We start from the raw sequence: 15,175 nt of genomic DNA on the forward strand, positions 1-15,175 counted from the left end.
CTCCATTACTTAAAATGTTTCTTCGCTCTTTGTATTTCAAACTCCACATCTTCTATGTCGCAATCTCTTACGTACTTAGTAAATAGATACACATTCGTATATCTCTGTGCGTCTAACTCCTGACGTAAGACTGTATTGTTACCTATCGCTATAAGTAGAAGTATGCCGAGTATAATGGTTAGTGCTATCCACATTACTCACTCACCTCTGCTTTAATTCTGTTTAAATCAATCTGATCCCACTCACTAGCAAAGTCTTTAGGTGCAGTATCAATATCATCTTCGCTTTCTAAAATAGTGATGAGTAGAGAAGTGAGATACTTCCCTAACTCATACATAGCGATTAAGAATAAATCTTTTAGTATGCGTTTAAACATCATACTTACCTCCTAATCTATGATAGTTATGCCCACAATGATTACATCTCATATATTCGATTGGACTGTTATAATCTTTAGCCATTAGATTTCCGCCTAAAATTTTGCAATTAGGACATTCACTTAATCCTGTGATTTTCTTATATTTCTCTTTCGCTTCTTCCTTATCCTCTGCCTCAACCAACGTCATACGTTCATTCTCTCTAGGTTGTTCTACATTGACATGCACATAACCTGTGCTATCTGTGAATTCTCTGATTAGGAATTGTTTCACTTCCCCAGCACCTCTTTTACTTTAGTTAGTATATCTTTATTCTCCTGTACTTCCGTATGCTCCTCGCTCTGACATTTCTTCAAACTCTTGCACCTCCGTTGGCTCTGGCAACATAACTGGTGTAACAACTAACTGCGCTAAACGTGTACCAGCTTTAATTACGACCGCCTCATCATCTATGTTATCTGTGATAATTCCAATTTCTTTGTTATAAGTGTGGTCGATTGTACCTAACGCTACACGTAATTTAGTTTTAAGTGAGTTACCTGAACGTGGTCTAACTTGTGCCTCATATCCATACGCTAAATCAATCGCAATATGTGTTGGAACTACTTTTGTACTATGCGCTAGAATAGTTGTATCTTCTGCTACATATAAATCTAATCCACTATCTGTCGGATTTGCTCTTGTTGGTAAAATTGCATTTTCTGATAATAATTTAATTGGTAAAATTCCCATTTATTGTTCCTCCTTATATTTATCTACAATTTTCGTGACTTCATGTGCATAATCGTCAGGTGCTACTATATAATCAACATTTAAAATCTCATCAAACGCCTTTGCCTTCCTTTTCACTTCTGCCAAATCATTGATGAGTTCATCCCGTTGCTTACGAAAACTGTCACATTCTCTTCTAACTTTCTTCAACCTAGCGTCCATAACACTAGATACAAACTTAGCTTCTGCGTTCATCTCAAACACTCCCTGTTCATATTCTTACTTTCTCTCGGCACTTGCATTGTTACATGTACATTTGTCATCCGAATAACAAAACCTTCAATGCCCATAGCCTTTAGTTCGTGCTGAACTTCAGTAGGCGATTTACCTTTTGTTTGATATTTGTATGTCTGATTTACTGTTTCGCTTAACTTAAAAATTCTGGTCATGAGATTAACTCCTCACATATCTCATCAAACGTTTGAATACCTCTACCTTCAGTGATATCCATAATTACGCCATACACATATTGGTTGATACTGAACTCTGTTCGGTCTTGTTCATCCGGAATGTGTCCTGTCCCCTGTCTAATATCAGTACATTGCACATAAATCTTAATATCCCTCTCACTTGCTTTTTTAAGGTGCTGTGCGTACCCCATTTCGCAAATTGTACCTTGTGCATGAGGTAAGTAATCGAATATCATTACATCGCTTGTTTCCATGCCTAATGTGTCATTAAACACAATACGTTCCGCTAATTTATCTTGCTTAGCATTCGCTTTATCGTTGATATCCTTATCGTCGTGTGGTGCATAGACTTTAAAGCCTAATCGTTGTAACTCTTGCTTTTCCCACTCTCTACGCATCTGTTGTCCTATGCTTAGCATATCGCCGCCTAAATAGATCATTGTTCTGCCTCCCACTTCTCAAATGCACGATTTAAATACCAACGTGCTTTATCTAAATCTTCTTTACCGTTTTTATGATTGGCACGACTGATATATTTGATTGCGTTACCGATACTGAAGGCAAGTTCTGGTTTGTAGTCTTTCGTTACTTGTTCAATAAAATCTATAATCTCAATATCGCCGTAAGTATAATGTGGTGGTTCGTTTATAAAATCTACTTTACGAGTGAACGGCTCATTTACTCTCACAAAATCATCATTATCTGTAAGTATAAATTTATAACCACCTGCATTCTCTACCTCTGCATACCAAACTGTTTTCAAACCTTTTTCTATTGCATACACACGATTGACTATGGCCGTTTGCATAGCATTAATACCTTTAAATGCTGCTTGGAACTGAACAATATTATCTACTTTCAAATCAATTATTCTTACATTTTCCATTCCGCTACCCCCTTACCTTTGGAAATATGTCATTCTCCGATAAGTATCTAAACCACTTACTACTCACTCTGTGCTTAGCGACTAATTCTTCTGAACGTCTTGCTCTTGCGATACGTTGCTCACGTCGTTTACGTTTCAATGCTCTTTCGTGTGCTGCTCTAATATACATAAGCTGACGATATTCTCTTTCTGATAATCTGCCGTACTGCTCTTTATTGCTTAATCGTTGTTCTTCTTTTACTAATTCATCATTATTAATCACGATACTCATATACTCCTTTGCCATAGATTAATTCTGGACCACGTAAACCTTCTTTATATCTCTTGCGAACTGTGCTATCAGATACATCAAAATATTTGTACACATCACACAATCTGTAACGTTTACCGTTTAAATTCACTTTCGGCATAGTGTCACTTCCAATCTGCGTAACTGACACTAACGTCAGTAATGTTTTTGATATTATCGAGTAAATTGTCAGGATCATTTTTATATCTATTAGCGTAATGTTCGATATAGTTTTCTCTATCTGCATGTTTGTTTATCCAAATAGATTGTTCTACTTCAACTGTTAGGTCGAATGTGAGTTTTAGTGTTTCTTCCTGCATTACACTTCCTCCACTTCTAAAATAATTTTTGGTTCCTCTGCATATTGCTTAAAACTGTGTATCTCAACGATTTGATTATCGTCTTTCCATAGGTGATCGTTCGCTGCATCTAACACAGTTTTAATTAAGTTATCTATATCTGGCTTAGTACGTTTGTACTGTCCAATTGCTAATAACTTTTTACGATTACTCCAGCTTTTTGGTGCCTTGAAGTAAAACGATAATGTCACTTTCAATTTTCCATCGAGTAATGCGTTTGGCATCTGCTCTCTTATGAAGTCCTTATGCTTTGTATAAGACGTTGGCATGTACGTTTGAACAAATCTACCTGTATTTCTGAAACGTGGACGAGGCGAGCCAATAGGTGCCTCATACGTTTCGTTAAAGTTAATTTCTATCTGCACGTTGTCACTCCTGTAATGTAAATAATTCGATTTGTTTATCATGTTTTGTTATACGTTCATTCGCTAATTCGAAGTATTTTTCATCTAATTCGAAACCAATATAACTACGTTCATTGTTAATACATGCGATTGCTGTTGTCCCACTTCCTATGAACGAGTCAAGAATAATGTCTCCTTTTTTGGTTAACCTCTCAATAAGCCACTCCATGACATACAATGGCTTTTGCGTTGGATGTCCTTTACCTATTTTTTGACTTTTTGGCGTTATAGCTGTTTTTATTAATGGTCTTTCATACTTTTCACTCAATCTATTAAAGGTCCATTTACTACCTTTTTTAACACCATAAATAGCGACTTCGTAATCTGTTATAAAACGTCTATCTCTATTTCTAGGTATTGGGTTACTTTTTTCAATTCTTATTAAATCTTTTATTTCAATATTATTTTTTTCTAATTCTTCGATAATGTAGGTAATCTTTTTCCAATCAGCGAAAATGACAACATTCCCACCTTTTTTTAATTTTTTTACCGCTAATGATATCCATGAAATTAAATCGAATTCCTTATCCCATTCGCCGAAATCAATACCGTATCTCCCCATAGTTTTGAACCTGTTTTCTCTAGCTATAATATAAGGAGGATCAGTGATAATAGCGTCTACACTCTCATTGGGTATTTTCTTCATACCAATCAAACAATCTTCGTTGTAAATTTTATTTAGTTCCATTTGCTCACTCCTACACATCAAATATTGTTGCTTGTAATCCTAGTTCTCCTTCGTATAGAAGCTCATACACGCCTTTGAAACGTTTCAACTCACTATCAGTCATCTCTTTGTATTCTTCGCTAAAATGAGCGCCTGTGAGTGTTTTAACGATATTCAAATTACGCTCATGTTTCTCTACCTTTATTTCTTCTGTTCCGTCTGGTCTATACAGATAATACTTTTCGATAATTGCCATCTTTATCTCTCCATTTCGTCTCACGTTCAATAATGTCTTTCACTTTCTCATAGTCATCGAATGGAGATATCTTTTTCTCTTCCAACAAGCGATTGATAGCCCGACCAACTTCAATCAGTAACGTTCCAATGAGTTGATCGTTGCTATAATCTCGTCGGTACATTGTTCCAAGTAACTTTTTGTATTCGATAACCGTCATGTCATAAACCTTTGTGTACGCTTGTAGTATTCAAATTCGATGACACCTGTTTCTCCGTCTTTATTCTTAGCAATATTGCATTCAACTATCGACTTACCGAGTTCATCTTCTTCATCTTGGTTGTAGTAATCATCTCGGTATAAAAGCATGGCTAAACTTGCGTCTGCCTCAATTCCACCTGCTTCTTTCATGTCTGACAACATAGGTCGTTTATCATTTCGACTTTCTACACCACGACTAAGTTGTGAAAGTAATACGATAATTGCACCTGTTTCGTTTGCTATTATTTTCAAATCACGACTTATTTTTTCGATACCGTTTCTGCGGTCTAATTTGCTATCTGTTTGCATTAATTGAAGGTAGTCGATGAATATGACCTGTTGCTTATCTTTGTTCTTCATGGCTTGCTTACGGACTTCCTGAGTGCTTACGTTGCTTTGTGAATTAACATCTATTTCCAGTTTTAATATTTCGCTTGCAGCACTTGTTAATTTAGTTAAGTCATCGGCGCTTAAGTCTGATTTTTTCTTAATACGTGACAATTCAATTCCAGTCGCTGCGGATAACATTCGCTCTAATATTGCTACGCCTGTTGTTTCTAAACTAAATAGCGATGTCTTATAACCCTGTTTAGCGATATTAAGCATCATCTGAAGTGCAAACCCTGTTTTACCTACTGAAGGTCGCGCTGCAATTACAATGAGCTGTGTTGGCTCTAAACCGCCTATTTTATAGTCCATTAACGGAAAACCTGTCTTAATCACTTTCTTAGGTTCATCGCTATACAACTCTTCTACAAACTCATCTACAATTTGTTTTGTACTTGTTTCATCTGTCGCACTAATCAGTGATACTTGGTTTAAGTCAGTAAGCATTACTTCAAACGATTGCATATTAGGCGATTGGTTAAATTCATTGATTACTTCATTCGCCTGTGATATTTGATAGGCTTCCAATAAATTTTGCTGATAGCGCTCAAATATGCCATAACCAATAAAATCGGAATTATATAGTTTTTGTATCGTGTCGAAGTTTAAGAAGTTTTTGTTCTTCGATGTTTCTAAGAATATTTCTTGATGATCTACCTTACCGACTTCAAACACATATTCCATAAACACTCTGAAATCGTCGTAATAGAACATATAAGGTCTAACACGCAACTTTTCGATAAGTTCAGGTTTTTTTAGCAAACTTGAAATAATCGTACTTTCAACATCTCTGCGTTCATTCATGGTTGTTCACCTCGAACTTTCTAAGCTGTTCTGCGAAGTCATCAAGTATCTTTTTTCGTGCAGCTACATATTCAGGGTCGTTTTTCATTTTCCAACGATGCTCTTTTACATCATCTGGCGCCTCTTCATATTCCATTTTCTTAGGTGCTTTTCTCATGATTTTAGGTAAGTTAGGTGGATATGAATTGCCGGAATTAATATAGTTGTTTAATGTTTTTAGTGTTGGTTCGTAATCACCATTTTCGCTAAGAACTTCTATCCATGTTTCTAACTTTGGTTTATCGAACTCTAAATTATAGATGTTCCTAATTTTTTTGATGATTTGTAACGCTTCTTTCTTAGTCATACTCATTACTCATCACCTAATTCTTGTTCCATCGCTGCAATTAAATCGTCGGTTTCATTAGTTTTCTTTTTCTTAGGCGTTACTTTAGCTAGTGCTTTCTCTTTGGTATCTACACCTTCGTTATTCCAATTTCTTAATACTTTGATTAGGTAGTTAATACCTTTCTTATTTTGTTTACAGTAGTTAATTGCTACTCCTGTTATTTCTAGCTTGTTTCCTTTAATAAGATTGAGTTCATCTTCTAACTCCTGTACTTTTAAAGGACTTTGCATCATTTCTAATTCTTTACTAACCAATTGGAAAATTTGTGACGTGTCGTCTGTCACATTATTAGTTATATTATTATTAGTTAAATCATTATTAGTTATATTATTATTAGTAGTGTCGGGTTTCCCTGAGTGGGAATTTCCCAACTGGGGTTTTCCCAAGTGGGAATATCCAATGTGGTTAGGTTGTTCGAAAACCCGATATTCATACTCTCTGAAATGACCTTTATCATCTCTAATTCTTTTACGTTGAATGTAACCTACTTTTTCCAACTCTTTAATACCAGTCCGCAAGCTATCTCTACCGTCGCAAGCGTGCTTTTTTAATTCGGTTTCATATATTTGCCAGTCATCTGGTCTGCTTAACAAATAAAGTAGTATACCTTTAGCTTTCCAACTTAAATTAGGGTCATGTATAAAATCTTTATTAACTGTCACAAAATTACCCGACTCTTTATAGACTCTAAAGATCGCCATTTCTTTTCTCTCCTTTCAACATCTTATTTAGTCGATCGTCCGCATCAACCCAGCTATCTGTTAAGTGATACTTTTGATTAAATGTGTCCATTCCTATCTGGTGCTGTTCCGAATGATGAGAACGACATAGTGCTAATACTTGATTGCCTACATGATTTATCTTGTTACGATTGCGCCCTTTACCTACTGCATATCTATGCGCTAAGTCAGAATGTGGTTTTCCGCAGATAATGCAGTTACGATTAACTGTTGACCAATATAGAAATGCTTTATCATTTTTAAGTAAGTCGCTTGTTTTATAGTTGAGTGGGATATTGTTATGAAACACCCAGTCGAGAATGACTTCGATCAATTCTCTAGCTTGTCCTCTTGAACAATTACTTAATGACAAGCGTTCATCATAGCCATTTAGAAACGTTATATAATCTTGGAACATTTCCCTCATGTATTCTCGGGGTTGCCCTGTATAACCCTCTATGTCGTTACATAGAGCAAACACTTTTCGTCGCTGCTTATCAGTGATTAGGAATGGATCAATAGCTTTAACTTCGCATTCAACTTCTAGTCCGTTATCTAGTAATAACGATGTTTTGTTGTCTATATCTACACCCTCAATGACAACGGTAGTCGTACCGTCATCTTGAGTAATGTAATTTTTAATAATTGGCATCTAAATCAGTCCTAGAACGGTAGATCATCATCATCTATATCTGCGTTGTTATTACCAAACGGGTTATTGCCTGCTGGTGCTTGTCCTCGTTGCTGTTGAGGTTGGTTGTTTTGTTGATTGTTATTCTTTGGTTCTAAAAATTGAACGCTGTCAGCCACGACTTCCGTTACATATACACGTTGGCCGTCTTTTTCATAGCTACGTGTCTGAATACGACCGTCTACTCCAGCAATTTGTCCTTTTGATAGATAATTATTTACGTTTTCTGCTTGTCGTCTGAAAGCTACTACGTTTATAAAATCAGCCTCTTGTTCGCCATTTTTATTTTTATACGGTCTATTTACTGCTAATGTAAATCTTGCATTCGCTACATTACCTTCATTAAAGTTTGGATCTTTCGTTAATCTACCTACTAAAACTACTCTGTTTATCATTTGTCATTCTCCTTATCTAATTCTTTAGTTATGTCGTCTAATTTGTTATGTGCTTCAGCTATTTGCTTTTTGCTCAAATCGTTTATGTCAGAAATTTTTAACCATCGTTTTGTTTTTTCTACTGATGAGTCTCCGCCTTTTTCATTTGCTAAATTTACAAATTCATTTATACGTTCCTCTAAAATTGTTATATCGTCATCGCTTCCACTTGGCGTTTCTTCGCCTAAATATAAATAGTTGCCTAGCCCGAATTTAGCTGCACATTTAACCATGCATCGCTTAGTTGCTTTGTTAATATCAAATATTGCAGTAGCACTTCCTACGGTTACTGGTTTGTTTCTAAAATCTAATACTGGTAGCCATTCACGTTTAGTTACTCCGAATACTGTTAATTCGACGCACACCATGTAACCTTCGTTGGTTTTGAGATAGGGAACAAAAAAGTTTTCATTTGTGCTATCTGGATAAGGGAATTCGATTACTCTTTCTGTATAATTCGGATCTTCTTTAGTTAATTCTTGTTGTACATACGCCCACGATAAGTAATTTAAGTTTTGTTTTTTCTCAACATGTGCGCTCACATCTCTACTGTTTAATTCTCTAAACTTGTCTGAGAAGTTAGGTTGTTCAGCCATCGTTTACTTCCTCCAAATCCTCAAAATTGTATACTTTACGTGTTTCTTTTGTTTCGATTGTTGATACTTCAATCAAGTGTTTATCCCAGTCAATGTCTATATCTTGCAAACCATCGAATTTACGAGCATTACGTCTTAAAGCATTGTAATTAGCATATTCTTGAGCAGTAGGTTTATTAGTGATCCAACGTCCAAAGTGATTATCTTTAATGCGATACTCTACTTCACAATTTGATATTGGCTCTTGCATTCACATACTCCTCCAGTCTCTTGTCTGCTCTGTCTGCTCTAGCATCTGCACTTTGATATAGGCTTATATATAAATTGATGTTGTCGTTTAAATCATTGATATGCTCGTTAGCAGTATCTAGTTGTCTTTTTAGATGTTTGTTTTCCAAACTAATTAACATTAAATCTCTACTGTCTTTAAGCAAGTTGTTATATTCTTTTAAAGATAGTGTTACCTCTTGCATATATGTGCCTCCCGTTATATGATTAAGATGAATTTTTTCTTAAATGTTTGACTGTTAGTCGTTGCAGCGACTTCCAGTCTTTTTTTGTGCGTAAAATAATTTGTCAAAAAATAGATACGTTACTGTTGACGCAACTATTGCAATCGCTACTGCATTAGTGATGAATACGCTCATCATCATTGATAAGAAGAATGTTACGTTGAACATCATTCCTGCTATTAAGATTGTTTTGTCTTCATTAGTCATTTCTTCACCCCCTTATAAATCTCTTTCTTATAATCTTTTAAGAATTTCCACATTAATTCAGCGTCGAAGTAATGAGATGAACTACCACCTTGACCTTCAAACCAAATATCATTTTCTTTGAGATATTTATTAAATCTAGAAACTTCTAATATTCTTTTTTTTATTTTGTACCTACTCAACTTCGATTCTTTGATTAGATCTTCCATAGTCCAAAATGCAGGTAATGAATTACTTACCAATTTTTCAAATTCAACTTTAGGTATAAGAACATGAGTGTCGGGTAATGTGACTGTTATTGTTTGTTCCATTTATTAACACTCCTTTCGTGTATAATGTTGTTATCCCTTAATGAAGGGAGGTGGATTTAATGAAAGCTTTTATAAAATATTCTTCCGGAGATGAATCAATCGTCGAGAATTTCCAATATCTTCTTATGAGTTCTAATAGTGGTAATACTAAAGTTTCTAAAGAAGATGTATCTTCAAAAGTATTTTCTTCAGGTAAACGTTATACTTTTGTTGGTGATAGAACAGTTAGTACTGTAAGTGCTGGAATTTCTTATATCGAATTCATCGACTAATTTCTTTAAGCAACTCTGCAACTGCTCGCAACAGTTCAGGGTTGTTTCTTGTTTCTAAGTTACTGTTTGCATGTTTTAATAAATTAAGTTTTAATTTGCTTTTTTCTTTAGCTATTTTTAGTTTCTGTAGCATGGTTTTGCCTCCTTTAAGTTGTTTGTTCGATTGTGGGTAGAATGTCGTTATCTTTTAGTAATTCGTAAATGAACAATCTACCTTTCTGCGTCCATTTAGTATTCATGCGAACTGATGTACTACCATCTTTATGTTCAATCTCAGTAGTTGATGAATGTGTATAACCTTTATCTTGAATGTTTGAATATAGTAACCACTGACCAGATTGTTTATATTGAACTTTCAGTTCATGCAGTAACTTGTTTAATGCTTGAGCCGACATTCCGTAATCTTTAGCAATCTGACCGACTGTAACCAAACTTTTATTATTTAAGATTGTGTCTAGATAAGATGCTTTAGGTTCGTACTCGGCAATCTTTTGTTTTTGCATGTTGTTTTCAAGTTGTAGCTGTTGTTTCTCTTTTTGTTCTTCTATCCAAAGTTCAGCACGTTTGACTGGGTCCTCAATCATGTAACTTGCGATAGGTTGTGCGATTTGACGTTCCATTTCGTTAAATTTATTAATGTAAGCCATTTTGAAATCGTTGTGACCTTGAATGTTGAACATGTATAAAGTGAAACCGTCTTTAGTTAGTAGGAATTCTCGATACTTGCGTCCCCTAGTATTCGTAAATTCACTATCAATAATTTCACTGTCCAAATTTGGACTGTGAGATTTTATAGTTTCTAAATCTCTTAAAACATGTTGATGATTTTTGTTTAGTTCCTCTGCTACTACTCGACTAGAAACGACTGCCCCTAATTCTGAATTATTTTCAATTTGTATTTTTTGTAATACTTGCATTTGTTGTCCTCCTTTAAGTTAAAACTTTCTTTTTACGTAAGTCTTTGTTAAAAAAAATATCTCTTCCTTCTTGTGGTGTTAAATCTAACGCGAAATAAATTCCATTTATTACCGGATATGAAGGTTTAGTTCTTCCATGTATCATATTGGACAACGTATCTCTATTAACACCTATTTCTTCAGAAAGAGTTTTGATGTTGTGTCCTTTTAAAGCCATTTTTGATTTTAAAAGTTTAGTGTCGATAGGCATTTCGTTTCACCACCTTTCGTATTACGTAAGTAATCTTATCATGGCTGTACAAAATAGGTCAAGCATTTTACGAAAGTTTTTAAGAAAAATATTGCAAATGCCGAAAGTTTTCCTTATAATATAGTTATCAAGTAAAAGGAGTTGTATTACGATGTGCTTTTCAAAAAGAATGAAACAATCAAGAGAAAAACAAGGTATGACTTTAGCTGAACTAGGAAGAAAAATTAGTAAAACTGAAGCTACTGTACAACGTTATGAAAGTGGAAATATCAAAAATCTTAAAAACGATACTATCGAAAGCATAGCTACGGCATTAAATGTTAACCCTGCATTTTTGATGGGTTGGATAGATGAAAGTGATGAACAACCACAACATCGTGCAGCTCACCTTGAAGGCGAATTAACTGATGACGAATGGCAACGAGTTTTAGATTATGCTGATTTTATAAGAAGTAAACGTAAATAAAGGGTGTTTTTATGGGGTTATATGAAAAAATGTTAATAGAGCATGACTATATAGAAGTCAGAGAAACAGATGTTATGCCTAATGACTTACACGGTTTATGGTTAGGCGATTTAATTCTAATTAAACGCAACCTATCCGAAACACGCAAAGCTGAAGTCTTATATGAAGAACTAGCACATCACAAACTTACATATGGGAATATCTTAGATCAATCTAAAGACATAAATCGCAAATTTGAAAACTACGCAAGACGTCATGGATACGAGGCAGCACTTCCCCTACGTATTATTGTGGAGGCACATAACTATGGTGTAAGTAGCTTATATGAACTAGCTGATTATGTTCAATTAAGTGAAAAGTACATAATAGAGATACTGGGACATTATAAACAAAAATATGGTATTGGAACTCACTACGGCAATTACGCTATTACGTTTGAGCCGTTGAGGGTGTATAAGTTGTATAGAGTTGAATAGTGTTATGGTGACGCATTAATATAAATTCTATTTAAAATTCGATATAATATAAAGATTGCGAGGTGAGAAACGATGAATTCAATAGAACTATTTGCTGGAGCTGGCGGTTTAGCATTAGGACTTGAAAAGGCCGGTTTTAAACACAAAGCTTTAATTGAAATTGATAAATATGCATCTGCTACTTTAAGAGAGAACTTCAAATCGGATTCGGTATGGGAGTCAGACATTACTAAACTAAATCCAGAGGATTTAAATATAACTGAAGAAATTGATCTAATTTCTGGTGGTGCGCCTTGTCAAAGCTTTAGTTATGCTGGTCTAAGAAAAGGAATTGAAGATGCGAGAGGCACTCTTTTTTACGATTATGCCCGATTTGTCAAATATTTCCGTCCTAAGATGTTTGTTTTTGAAAATGTGAGAGGGCTAATAAATCACGACAATGGTAATACTTTAAAAACAATTTTAAATATATTTAAAAAATTAGATTATCATGTTGATTGGAAATTATTGAAAGCAATAGATTACGAAGTTGCCCAAAAAAGAGAACGTATTTTTATTGTAGGTGTCAGAAAAGATGTCTATAACAATAATGGTGAATATGACTTCCCTAAAAAAATAGATAAATTTTTAACACTGAAAGATGTGCTTAAAAATGTACCTGATAGCCCGGGTAGCGTATATCCAGAGTCAAAAAGAAAAGTGTTAGATTTAGTTCCACCAGGTGGTTACTGGAGAGATTTGCCAGATGACATTGCAAAAGAATATATGGGAAAAAGTTATTATTTAGGTGGAGGTAAAACTGGTATGGCCAGAAGAATGAGCTGGGATGAACCTTCATTGACACTTACTACTTCCCCTCAACAAAAACAAACTGAAAGATGCCATCCAGATGAAACTCGTCCATTTACTACTAGAGAATATGCAAGAATACAATCTTTTCCGGATTCTTTTACTTTTGTAGGTTCAACAAATAACATATACAAGCAAATTGGAAATGCTGTACCTGTTAATTTAGCGTATCATGTCGGCATAAGTGCCAAAGAATATTTAAGCAAAGGAGATGTTAACAATGCTTCGAGAAGAAATACAGAAGTCATGGGATGTTGATTTTATTTCTTGCGATGATTATTTCAAACACGTTGATGAAACCTTAAATAATATGTATAGAAAACAAAACATTAAAAATTTATCTCAATTGAATAAGAGTATAATCGACCCAACAAAAATGATTTTTGATTCTTTTACAAATGGATTTGATAGCAACGAGTTAATAGATGCCGAAATATATAGACAAGTAGATAAAAGTATTAATAATGATATAGGATACTTTCATCAAAATTTATTCAATTATATAGATGGTTGGTTTGTTCCGAAGTCTGGGTTTGATATAGAAAATCACGAAAGAAGTTTATTTGCAGAAATGAAAAACAAGCACAATACAATGAACTCTGCTAGTAGCCAAAAAACTTATATGAAATTACAACAAAAACTTTTAGAAGATTCTAATGCGACATGTTATCTAGTAGAAATCATTGCTAAAAAAAGCCAAAACATAAATTGGAAGTGTAAAGTCGACGGCAAGAATTACGATCATAACAAAATACGCAGAATTTCTATTGATAAATTTTATGAATTAGCCACAGGTGATTCATTAGCTTTCAAAAAAATTTGCGAATGGCTCCCTATAGTAATACACGTTTTGAATAAAGAAAAACAAACTGAAGATGTCACAGACAATATTTTAGAAGAACTAAAACAAATAGATGACGATTTCGTTGACTCAATTTTCAAATTAAGTTATCCAACTTATACTGGCTTTGACAATATTAATATTAGATTCAAAGAATTTTTACCATCCCAATAATAAAAAACGGGTAGTCCGTCTACCCTTATTATTTTTTAATCATTAAACCGAACATATGTTCTTTGAAGGAGGTGAAACCCCATAACTAAAACGGAAATATTATAGAAAGGATGGATTTTATGTCTGTTAAAAAGATTAAAGGCACTTGGACTTATGATTTCCAATATGAAGGAAAACGATACAGAAAAAGAGGTTTTAGAACTAAAAAAGACGCTATACAAGCTGAAAGAGAGTTGTACATTGATCTAAGTAAAGGCGGTCAATTAGCAAACGATATAACCTTTATAGAATACTTTGAAAGATGGATTAAAGTAAATAAAGTAGATAGAGTATCTCAATCCACACTAAATAGATATTATAGTGCTTTAAATGTGTTTGAAGAAAAGTTTGGTTCTATTCTCATTAAAGATGTCAGCCAATTAGGTTACAGAGAAATGCTCAAAGAATATGCTGAAGGTATGTTTTTAGGTGGTCGTAAAGAAGGAAGAACCAAAGAAAGTGTAAAAAAATTAAACAATTGCTTTTCTCAAGCTTTTAAAGACGCATTAAATGAAAGACTTATTTATAAAGATCCAACTTGGAATGCGCCAATCTATGAGAAAAAAGCAGCAATGAGTGAAAAACAAAAGTACTTATCTTTAAAAGACTACCAGTTATTGAAACAAACCGCATCTACTAAATCACATTTATCTTATCTTGCAATTTATATACTTATAGCAACTGGTGCTAGATTTAGTGAAGTTCAGAAACTCAAAAGAGTGGATATAAATAAAAGCCAAAATACTATCCACTTGCGAGGAACTAAGACTAAATCAGCCGACCGTCATGTAGCGATTACTTCTAAAGATATGAAACATATCATGGATGTGATAAGTTCTAAACCACTCCATAAAGACGGTTATATATTTAATACTGGTATTTCACTCATTACTAACAAAGCAGTAACAACTGCAATGAGAAACATATTGGCCAAAAACGAATTGAAAAGCGATTATGGACTTCACTCTCTAAGACACACACACGCTTCAATGTTATTAGGTCATGGTTTTAGTATACAATATGTTAGTAAGAGATTGGGTCATGCAAACATAGAAATTACATGGCGAGTATATAGCCACTTACTTGATGAGATGAAATCGCAAGAAGATGAAATGTTAGATTCAAAACTCTCTTTTTTCTAAAACCGACAACAAGTCGACAACGAAGTGCTTGAAACCCCTTATTT

Annotated in this window: 33 protein-coding genes; 6 read left to right on the top strand and 27 right to left on the bottom strand. The window is 34.3% G+C overall.

Annotated elements, in window-relative coordinates; all coding sequences use genetic code 11:
• Window positions 1–5: 5 nt before the first annotated feature.
• From BDW31_RS02360 to BDW31_RS02475, 24 genes are all read right to left on the bottom strand, one after another.
• Window positions 6–194: a DUF1514 family protein gene (locus tag BDW31_RS02360; RefSeq protein WP_049438167.1), complete on the bottom strand. Its 189-nt coding sequence runs from the start codon at window positions 192–194 to the stop codon at window positions 6–8.
• Window positions 194–376 carry a transcriptional activator RinB gene (rinB, locus tag BDW31_RS02365; protein WP_110709072.1) on the bottom strand — a complete coding sequence of 61 codons (183 nt, stop codon included), beginning with the start codon at window positions 374–376 and terminating at the stop codon, window positions 194–196. The genes BDW31_RS02360 and rinB overlap by 1 nt, the downstream gene beginning before the upstream one ends.
• Entirely contained in the window at window positions 369–650 is a 282-nt protein-coding gene (locus BDW31_RS02370; RefSeq protein WP_110709074.1) for a DUF1381 domain-containing protein, read from the bottom strand. The genes rinB and BDW31_RS02370 overlap by 8 nt, the downstream gene beginning before the upstream one ends.
• A gap of 36 nt (window positions 651–686) precedes the next feature.
• Complete coding sequence (gene dut / locus BDW31_RS02375; RefSeq protein WP_110709076.1) at window positions 687–1,109, bottom strand: dUTP diphosphatase; 423 nt, start codon at window positions 1,107–1,109, stop codon at window positions 687–689.
• A complete protein-coding gene (locus BDW31_RS02380) occupies window positions 1,110–1,343 on the bottom strand; it encodes a hypothetical protein (protein WP_110709078.1) in 234 nt (77 codons plus the stop codon).
• Between the two features lie 190 nt (window positions 1,344–1,533).
• On the bottom strand, window positions 1,534–1,998 hold the full coding sequence (locus tag BDW31_RS02390) for a nucleoside 2-deoxyribosyltransferase (RefSeq protein ID WP_258365719.1): 465 nt from the start codon (window positions 1,996–1,998) through the stop codon (window positions 1,534–1,536).
• Window positions 1,995–2,444: a DUF3310 domain-containing protein gene (locus tag BDW31_RS02395; protein ID WP_375342105.1), complete on the bottom strand. Its 450-nt coding sequence runs from the start codon at window positions 2,442–2,444 to the stop codon at window positions 1,995–1,997. Before BDW31_RS02395 ends, BDW31_RS02390 begins: the two co-directional genes overlap by 4 nt.
• Window positions 2,445–2,448: 4 nt before the next feature.
• Complete coding sequence (locus BDW31_RS02400; RefSeq protein WP_110709083.1) at window positions 2,449–2,706, bottom strand: hypothetical protein; 258 nt, start codon at window positions 2,704–2,706, stop codon at window positions 2,449–2,451.
• Window positions 2,699–2,854, bottom strand: a complete 156-nt coding sequence (locus BDW31_RS12435) for a hypothetical protein (protein ID WP_181414815.1) — start codon at window positions 2,852–2,854, stop codon at window positions 2,699–2,701. Before BDW31_RS12435 ends, BDW31_RS02400 begins: the two co-directional genes overlap by 8 nt.
• Window positions 2,855–2,858: 4 nt before the next feature.
• Window positions 2,859–3,053, bottom strand: a complete 195-nt coding sequence (locus BDW31_RS02405) for a hypothetical protein (protein WP_110709086.1) — start codon at window positions 3,051–3,053, stop codon at window positions 2,859–2,861.
• Window positions 3,053–3,457: a RusA family crossover junction endodeoxyribonuclease gene (locus tag BDW31_RS02410; RefSeq protein ID WP_011276631.1), complete on the bottom strand. Its 405-nt coding sequence runs from the start codon at window positions 3,455–3,457 to the stop codon at window positions 3,053–3,055. Before BDW31_RS02410 ends, BDW31_RS02405 begins: the two co-directional genes overlap by 1 nt.
• A 4-nt stretch (window positions 3,458–3,461) precedes the next feature.
• On the bottom strand, window positions 3,462–4,184 hold the full coding sequence (locus tag BDW31_RS02415; protein ID WP_258365720.1) for a DNA-methyltransferase: 723 nt from the start codon (window positions 4,182–4,184) through the stop codon (window positions 3,462–3,464).
• A gap of 10 nt (window positions 4,185–4,194) precedes the next feature.
• Window positions 4,195–4,419: a DUF3269 family protein gene (locus BDW31_RS02420; RefSeq protein WP_110709087.1), complete on the bottom strand. Its 225-nt coding sequence runs from the start codon at window positions 4,417–4,419 to the stop codon at window positions 4,195–4,197.
• Window positions 4,388–4,618 carry a hypothetical protein gene (locus tag BDW31_RS02425; protein WP_053027827.1) on the bottom strand — a complete coding sequence of 77 codons (231 nt, stop codon included), beginning with the start codon at window positions 4,616–4,618 and terminating at the stop codon, window positions 4,388–4,390. Before BDW31_RS02425 ends, BDW31_RS02420 begins: the two co-directional genes overlap by 32 nt.
• The gene (locus tag BDW31_RS02430) at window positions 4,615–5,850 is read right to left on the bottom strand and encodes a DnaB helicase C-terminal domain-containing protein (protein WP_053021839.1); all 1,236 of its coding nucleotides are present in this window, start codon (window positions 5,848–5,850) and stop codon (window positions 4,615–4,617) included. Before BDW31_RS02430 ends, BDW31_RS02425 begins: the two co-directional genes overlap by 4 nt.
• On the bottom strand, window positions 5,843–6,202 hold the full coding sequence (locus tag BDW31_RS02435; RefSeq protein WP_053018514.1) for a hypothetical protein: 360 nt from the start codon (window positions 6,200–6,202) through the stop codon (window positions 5,843–5,845). Before BDW31_RS02435 ends, BDW31_RS02430 begins: the two co-directional genes overlap by 8 nt.
• Window positions 6,202–6,939: a DnaD domain protein gene (locus BDW31_RS02440; RefSeq protein WP_110709089.1), complete on the bottom strand. Its 738-nt coding sequence runs from the start codon at window positions 6,937–6,939 to the stop codon at window positions 6,202–6,204. Before BDW31_RS02440 ends, BDW31_RS02435 begins: the two co-directional genes overlap by 1 nt.
• Window positions 6,926–7,609 (bottom strand): putative HNHc nuclease, encoded by a 684-nt coding sequence (locus BDW31_RS02445; protein ID WP_110709091.1) that lies wholly within the window; start codon window positions 7,607–7,609, stop codon window positions 6,926–6,928. The genes BDW31_RS02440 and BDW31_RS02445 overlap by 14 nt, the downstream gene beginning before the upstream one ends.
• 11 nt (window positions 7,610–7,620) lie before the next feature.
• The gene (locus tag BDW31_RS02450; protein WP_110709093.1) at window positions 7,621–8,043 is read right to left on the bottom strand and encodes a single-stranded DNA-binding protein; all 423 of its coding nucleotides are present in this window, start codon (window positions 8,041–8,043) and stop codon (window positions 7,621–7,623) included.
• Entirely contained in the window at window positions 8,040–8,678 is a 639-nt protein-coding gene (locus BDW31_RS02455; RefSeq protein ID WP_053033154.1) for a Sak single strand annealing protein, read from the bottom strand. Before BDW31_RS02455 ends, BDW31_RS02450 begins: the two co-directional genes overlap by 4 nt.
• Entirely contained in the window at window positions 8,671–8,928 is a 258-nt protein-coding gene (locus tag BDW31_RS02460) for a DUF2483 family protein (protein WP_053032650.1), read from the bottom strand. Before BDW31_RS02460 ends, BDW31_RS02455 begins: the two co-directional genes overlap by 8 nt.
• Entirely contained in the window at window positions 8,903–9,151 is a 249-nt protein-coding gene (locus BDW31_RS02465; protein WP_110709095.1) for a hypothetical protein, read from the bottom strand. The genes BDW31_RS02460 and BDW31_RS02465 overlap by 26 nt, the downstream gene beginning before the upstream one ends.
• Before the next feature lie 54 nt (window positions 9,152–9,205).
• The gene (locus BDW31_RS02470; protein WP_110709097.1) at window positions 9,206–9,397 is read right to left on the bottom strand and encodes a DUF1270 family protein; all 192 of its coding nucleotides are present in this window, start codon (window positions 9,395–9,397) and stop codon (window positions 9,206–9,208) included.
• Window positions 9,394–9,705, bottom strand: a complete 312-nt coding sequence (locus BDW31_RS02475; RefSeq protein ID WP_110709099.1) for a DUF771 domain-containing protein — start codon at window positions 9,703–9,705, stop codon at window positions 9,394–9,396. Before BDW31_RS02475 ends, BDW31_RS02470 begins: the two co-directional genes overlap by 4 nt.
• Window positions 9,706–9,764: 59 nt before the next feature.
• On the opposite strand from BDW31_RS02475, the gene BDW31_RS02480 reads away from it, so the two are divergent.
• A complete protein-coding gene (locus tag BDW31_RS02480) occupies window positions 9,765–9,977 on the top strand; it encodes a hypothetical protein (protein WP_011276644.1) in 213 nt (70 codons plus the stop codon).
• Here BDW31_RS02480 and BDW31_RS12440 read toward each other — a convergent pair.
• Genes BDW31_RS12440 through BDW31_RS02490 form a run of 3 tightly spaced genes read right to left on the bottom strand, consistent with a single transcriptional unit; the run spans window position 9,967 to window position 11,144 of the window.
• Window positions 9,967–10,110 carry a hypothetical protein gene (locus BDW31_RS12440; protein ID WP_011276645.1) on the bottom strand — a complete coding sequence of 48 codons (144 nt, stop codon included), beginning with the start codon at window positions 10,108–10,110 and terminating at the stop codon, window positions 9,967–9,969. The genes BDW31_RS02480 and BDW31_RS12440 overlap by 11 nt on opposite strands.
• 13 nt (window positions 10,111–10,123) lie before the next feature.
• Window positions 10,124–10,894, bottom strand: a complete 771-nt coding sequence (locus BDW31_RS02485) for a phage antirepressor KilAC domain-containing protein (protein WP_110709101.1) — start codon at window positions 10,892–10,894, stop codon at window positions 10,124–10,126.
• A 13-nt stretch (window positions 10,895–10,907) separates the two neighbouring features.
• On the bottom strand, window positions 10,908–11,144 hold the full coding sequence (locus BDW31_RS02490) for a helix-turn-helix domain-containing protein (protein ID WP_002500133.1): 237 nt from the start codon (window positions 11,142–11,144) through the stop codon (window positions 10,908–10,910).
• Between the two features lie 151 nt (window positions 11,145–11,295).
• On the opposite strand from BDW31_RS02490, the gene BDW31_RS02495 reads away from it, so the two are divergent.
• The 5 genes from BDW31_RS02495 (at window position 11,296) to BDW31_RS02515 (ending at window position 15,131) form a co-directional block, all read left to right on the top strand.
• Window positions 11,296–11,610: a helix-turn-helix domain-containing protein gene (locus tag BDW31_RS02495; protein ID WP_110709103.1), complete on the top strand. Its 315-nt coding sequence runs from the start codon at window positions 11,296–11,298 to the stop codon at window positions 11,608–11,610.
• Window positions 11,611–11,621: 11 nt separating this feature from the next.
• Complete coding sequence (locus BDW31_RS02500) at window positions 11,622–12,086, top strand: ImmA/IrrE family metallo-endopeptidase (protein WP_110709105.1); 465 nt, start codon at window positions 11,622–11,624, stop codon at window positions 12,084–12,086.
• Between the two features lie 72 nt (window positions 12,087–12,158).
• On the top strand, window positions 12,159–13,193 hold the full coding sequence (locus BDW31_RS02505; protein WP_053020369.1) for a DNA cytosine methyltransferase: 1,035 nt from the start codon (window positions 12,159–12,161) through the stop codon (window positions 13,191–13,193).
• Window positions 13,156–13,950 (top strand): Eco47II family restriction endonuclease, encoded by a 795-nt coding sequence (locus BDW31_RS02510; protein WP_157947883.1) that lies wholly within the window; start codon window positions 13,156–13,158, stop codon window positions 13,948–13,950. The genes BDW31_RS02505 and BDW31_RS02510 overlap by 38 nt, the downstream gene beginning before the upstream one ends.
• Before the next feature lie 119 nt (window positions 13,951–14,069).
• The gene (locus tag BDW31_RS02515) at window positions 14,070–15,131 is read left to right on the top strand and encodes a site-specific integrase (protein WP_110709107.1); all 1,062 of its coding nucleotides are present in this window, start codon (window positions 14,070–14,072) and stop codon (window positions 15,129–15,131) included.
• Window positions 15,132–15,175: the final 44 nt, after the last annotated feature.

The sequence above is a fragment of the Staphylococcus sp. AtHG25 genome, assembly GCF_003217445.1.
GTDB classification, from domain to species: Bacteria; Bacillota; Bacilli; order Staphylococcales; family Staphylococcaceae; genus Staphylococcus; species Staphylococcus haemolyticus.

Coding starts and splice junctions, on each gene's coding strand:
- BDW31_RS02360 (WP_049438167.1), bottom strand. CDS start 194: ATGTGGATAGCACTAACCATTATACTCGGCATACTTCTACTTATAGCG.
- rinB (WP_110709072.1), bottom strand. CDS start 376: ATGTTTAAACGCATACTAAAAGATTTATTCTTAATCGCTATGTATGAG.
- dut (WP_110709076.1), bottom strand. CDS start 1,109: ATGGGAATTTTACCAATTAAATTATTATCAGAAAATGCAATTTTACCA.
- BDW31_RS02380 (WP_110709078.1), bottom strand. CDS start 1,343: ATGAACGCAGAAGCTAAGTTTGTATCTAGTGTTATGGACGCTAGGTTG.
- BDW31_RS02390 (WP_258365719.1), bottom strand. CDS start 1,998: ATGATCTATTTAGGCGGCGATATGCTAAGCATAGGACAACAGATGCGT.
- BDW31_RS02395 (WP_375342105.1), bottom strand. CDS start 2,444: ATGGAAAATGTAAGAATAATTGATTTGAAAGTAGATAATATTGTTCAG.
- BDW31_RS12435 (WP_181414815.1), bottom strand. CDS start 2,854: ATGCCGAAAGTGAATTTAAACGGTAAACGTTACAGATTGTGTGATGTG.
- BDW31_RS02405 (WP_110709086.1), bottom strand. CDS start 3,053: ATGCAGGAAGAAACACTAAAACTCACATTCGACCTAACAGTTGAAGTA.
- BDW31_RS02415 (WP_258365720.1), bottom strand. CDS start 4,184: ATGGAACTAAATAAAATTTACAACGAAGATTGTTTGATTGGTATGAAG.
- BDW31_RS02420 (WP_110709087.1), bottom strand. CDS start 4,419: ATGGCAATTATCGAAAAGTATTATCTGTATAGACCAGACGGAACAGAA.
- BDW31_RS02425 (WP_053027827.1), bottom strand. CDS start 4,618: ATGACGGTTATCGAATACAAAAAGTTACTTGGAACAATGTACCGACGA.
- BDW31_RS02430 (WP_053021839.1), bottom strand. CDS start 5,850: ATGAATGAACGCAGAGATGTTGAAAGTACGATTATTTCAAGTTTGCTA.
- BDW31_RS02435 (WP_053018514.1), bottom strand. CDS start 6,202: ATGAGTATGACTAAGAAAGAAGCGTTACAAATCATCAAAAAAATTAGG.
- BDW31_RS02440 (WP_110709089.1), bottom strand. CDS start 6,939: ATGGCGATCTTTAGAGTCTATAAAGAGTCGGGTAATTTTGTGACAGTT.
- BDW31_RS02445 (WP_110709091.1), bottom strand. CDS start 7,609: ATGCCAATTATTAAAAATTACATTACTCAAGATGACGGTACGACTACC.
- BDW31_RS02450 (WP_110709093.1), bottom strand. CDS start 8,043: ATGATAAACAGAGTAGTTTTAGTAGGTAGATTAACGAAAGATCCAAAC.
- BDW31_RS02455 (WP_053033154.1), bottom strand. CDS start 8,678: ATGGCTGAACAACCTAACTTCTCAGACAAGTTTAGAGAATTAAACAGT.
- BDW31_RS02460 (WP_053032650.1), bottom strand. CDS start 8,928: ATGCAAGAGCCAATATCAAATTGTGAAGTAGAGTATCGCATTAAAGAT.
- BDW31_RS02465 (WP_110709095.1), bottom strand. CDS start 9,151: ATGCAAGAGGTAACACTATCTTTAAAAGAATATAACAACTTGCTTAAA.
- BDW31_RS02470 (WP_110709097.1), bottom strand. CDS start 9,397: ATGACTAATGAAGACAAAACAATCTTAATAGCAGGAATGATGTTCAAC.
- BDW31_RS02475 (WP_110709099.1), bottom strand. CDS start 9,705: ATGGAACAAACAATAACAGTCACATTACCCGACACTCATGTTCTTATA.
- BDW31_RS02480 (WP_011276644.1), top strand. CDS start 9,765: ATGAAAGCTTTTATAAAATATTCTTCCGGAGATGAATCAATCGTCGAG.
- BDW31_RS12440 (WP_011276645.1), bottom strand. CDS start 10,110: ATGCTACAGAAACTAAAAATAGCTAAAGAAAAAAGCAAATTAAAACTT.
- BDW31_RS02485 (WP_110709101.1), bottom strand. CDS start 10,894: ATGCAAGTATTACAAAAAATACAAATTGAAAATAATTCAGAATTAGGG.
- BDW31_RS02490 (WP_002500133.1), bottom strand. CDS start 11,144: ATGCCTATCGACACTAAACTTTTAAAATCAAAAATGGCTTTAAAAGGA.
- BDW31_RS02495 (WP_110709103.1), top strand. CDS start 11,296: ATGTGCTTTTCAAAAAGAATGAAACAATCAAGAGAAAAACAAGGTATG.
- BDW31_RS02500 (WP_110709105.1), top strand. CDS start 11,622: ATGGGGTTATATGAAAAAATGTTAATAGAGCATGACTATATAGAAGTC.
- BDW31_RS02505 (WP_053020369.1), top strand. CDS start 12,159: ATGAATTCAATAGAACTATTTGCTGGAGCTGGCGGTTTAGCATTAGGA.
- BDW31_RS02510 (WP_157947883.1), top strand. CDS start 13,156: ATGCTTCGAGAAGAAATACAGAAGTCATGGGATGTTGATTTTATTTCT.
- BDW31_RS02515 (WP_110709107.1), top strand. CDS start 14,070: ATGTCTGTTAAAAAGATTAAAGGCACTTGGACTTATGATTTCCAATAT.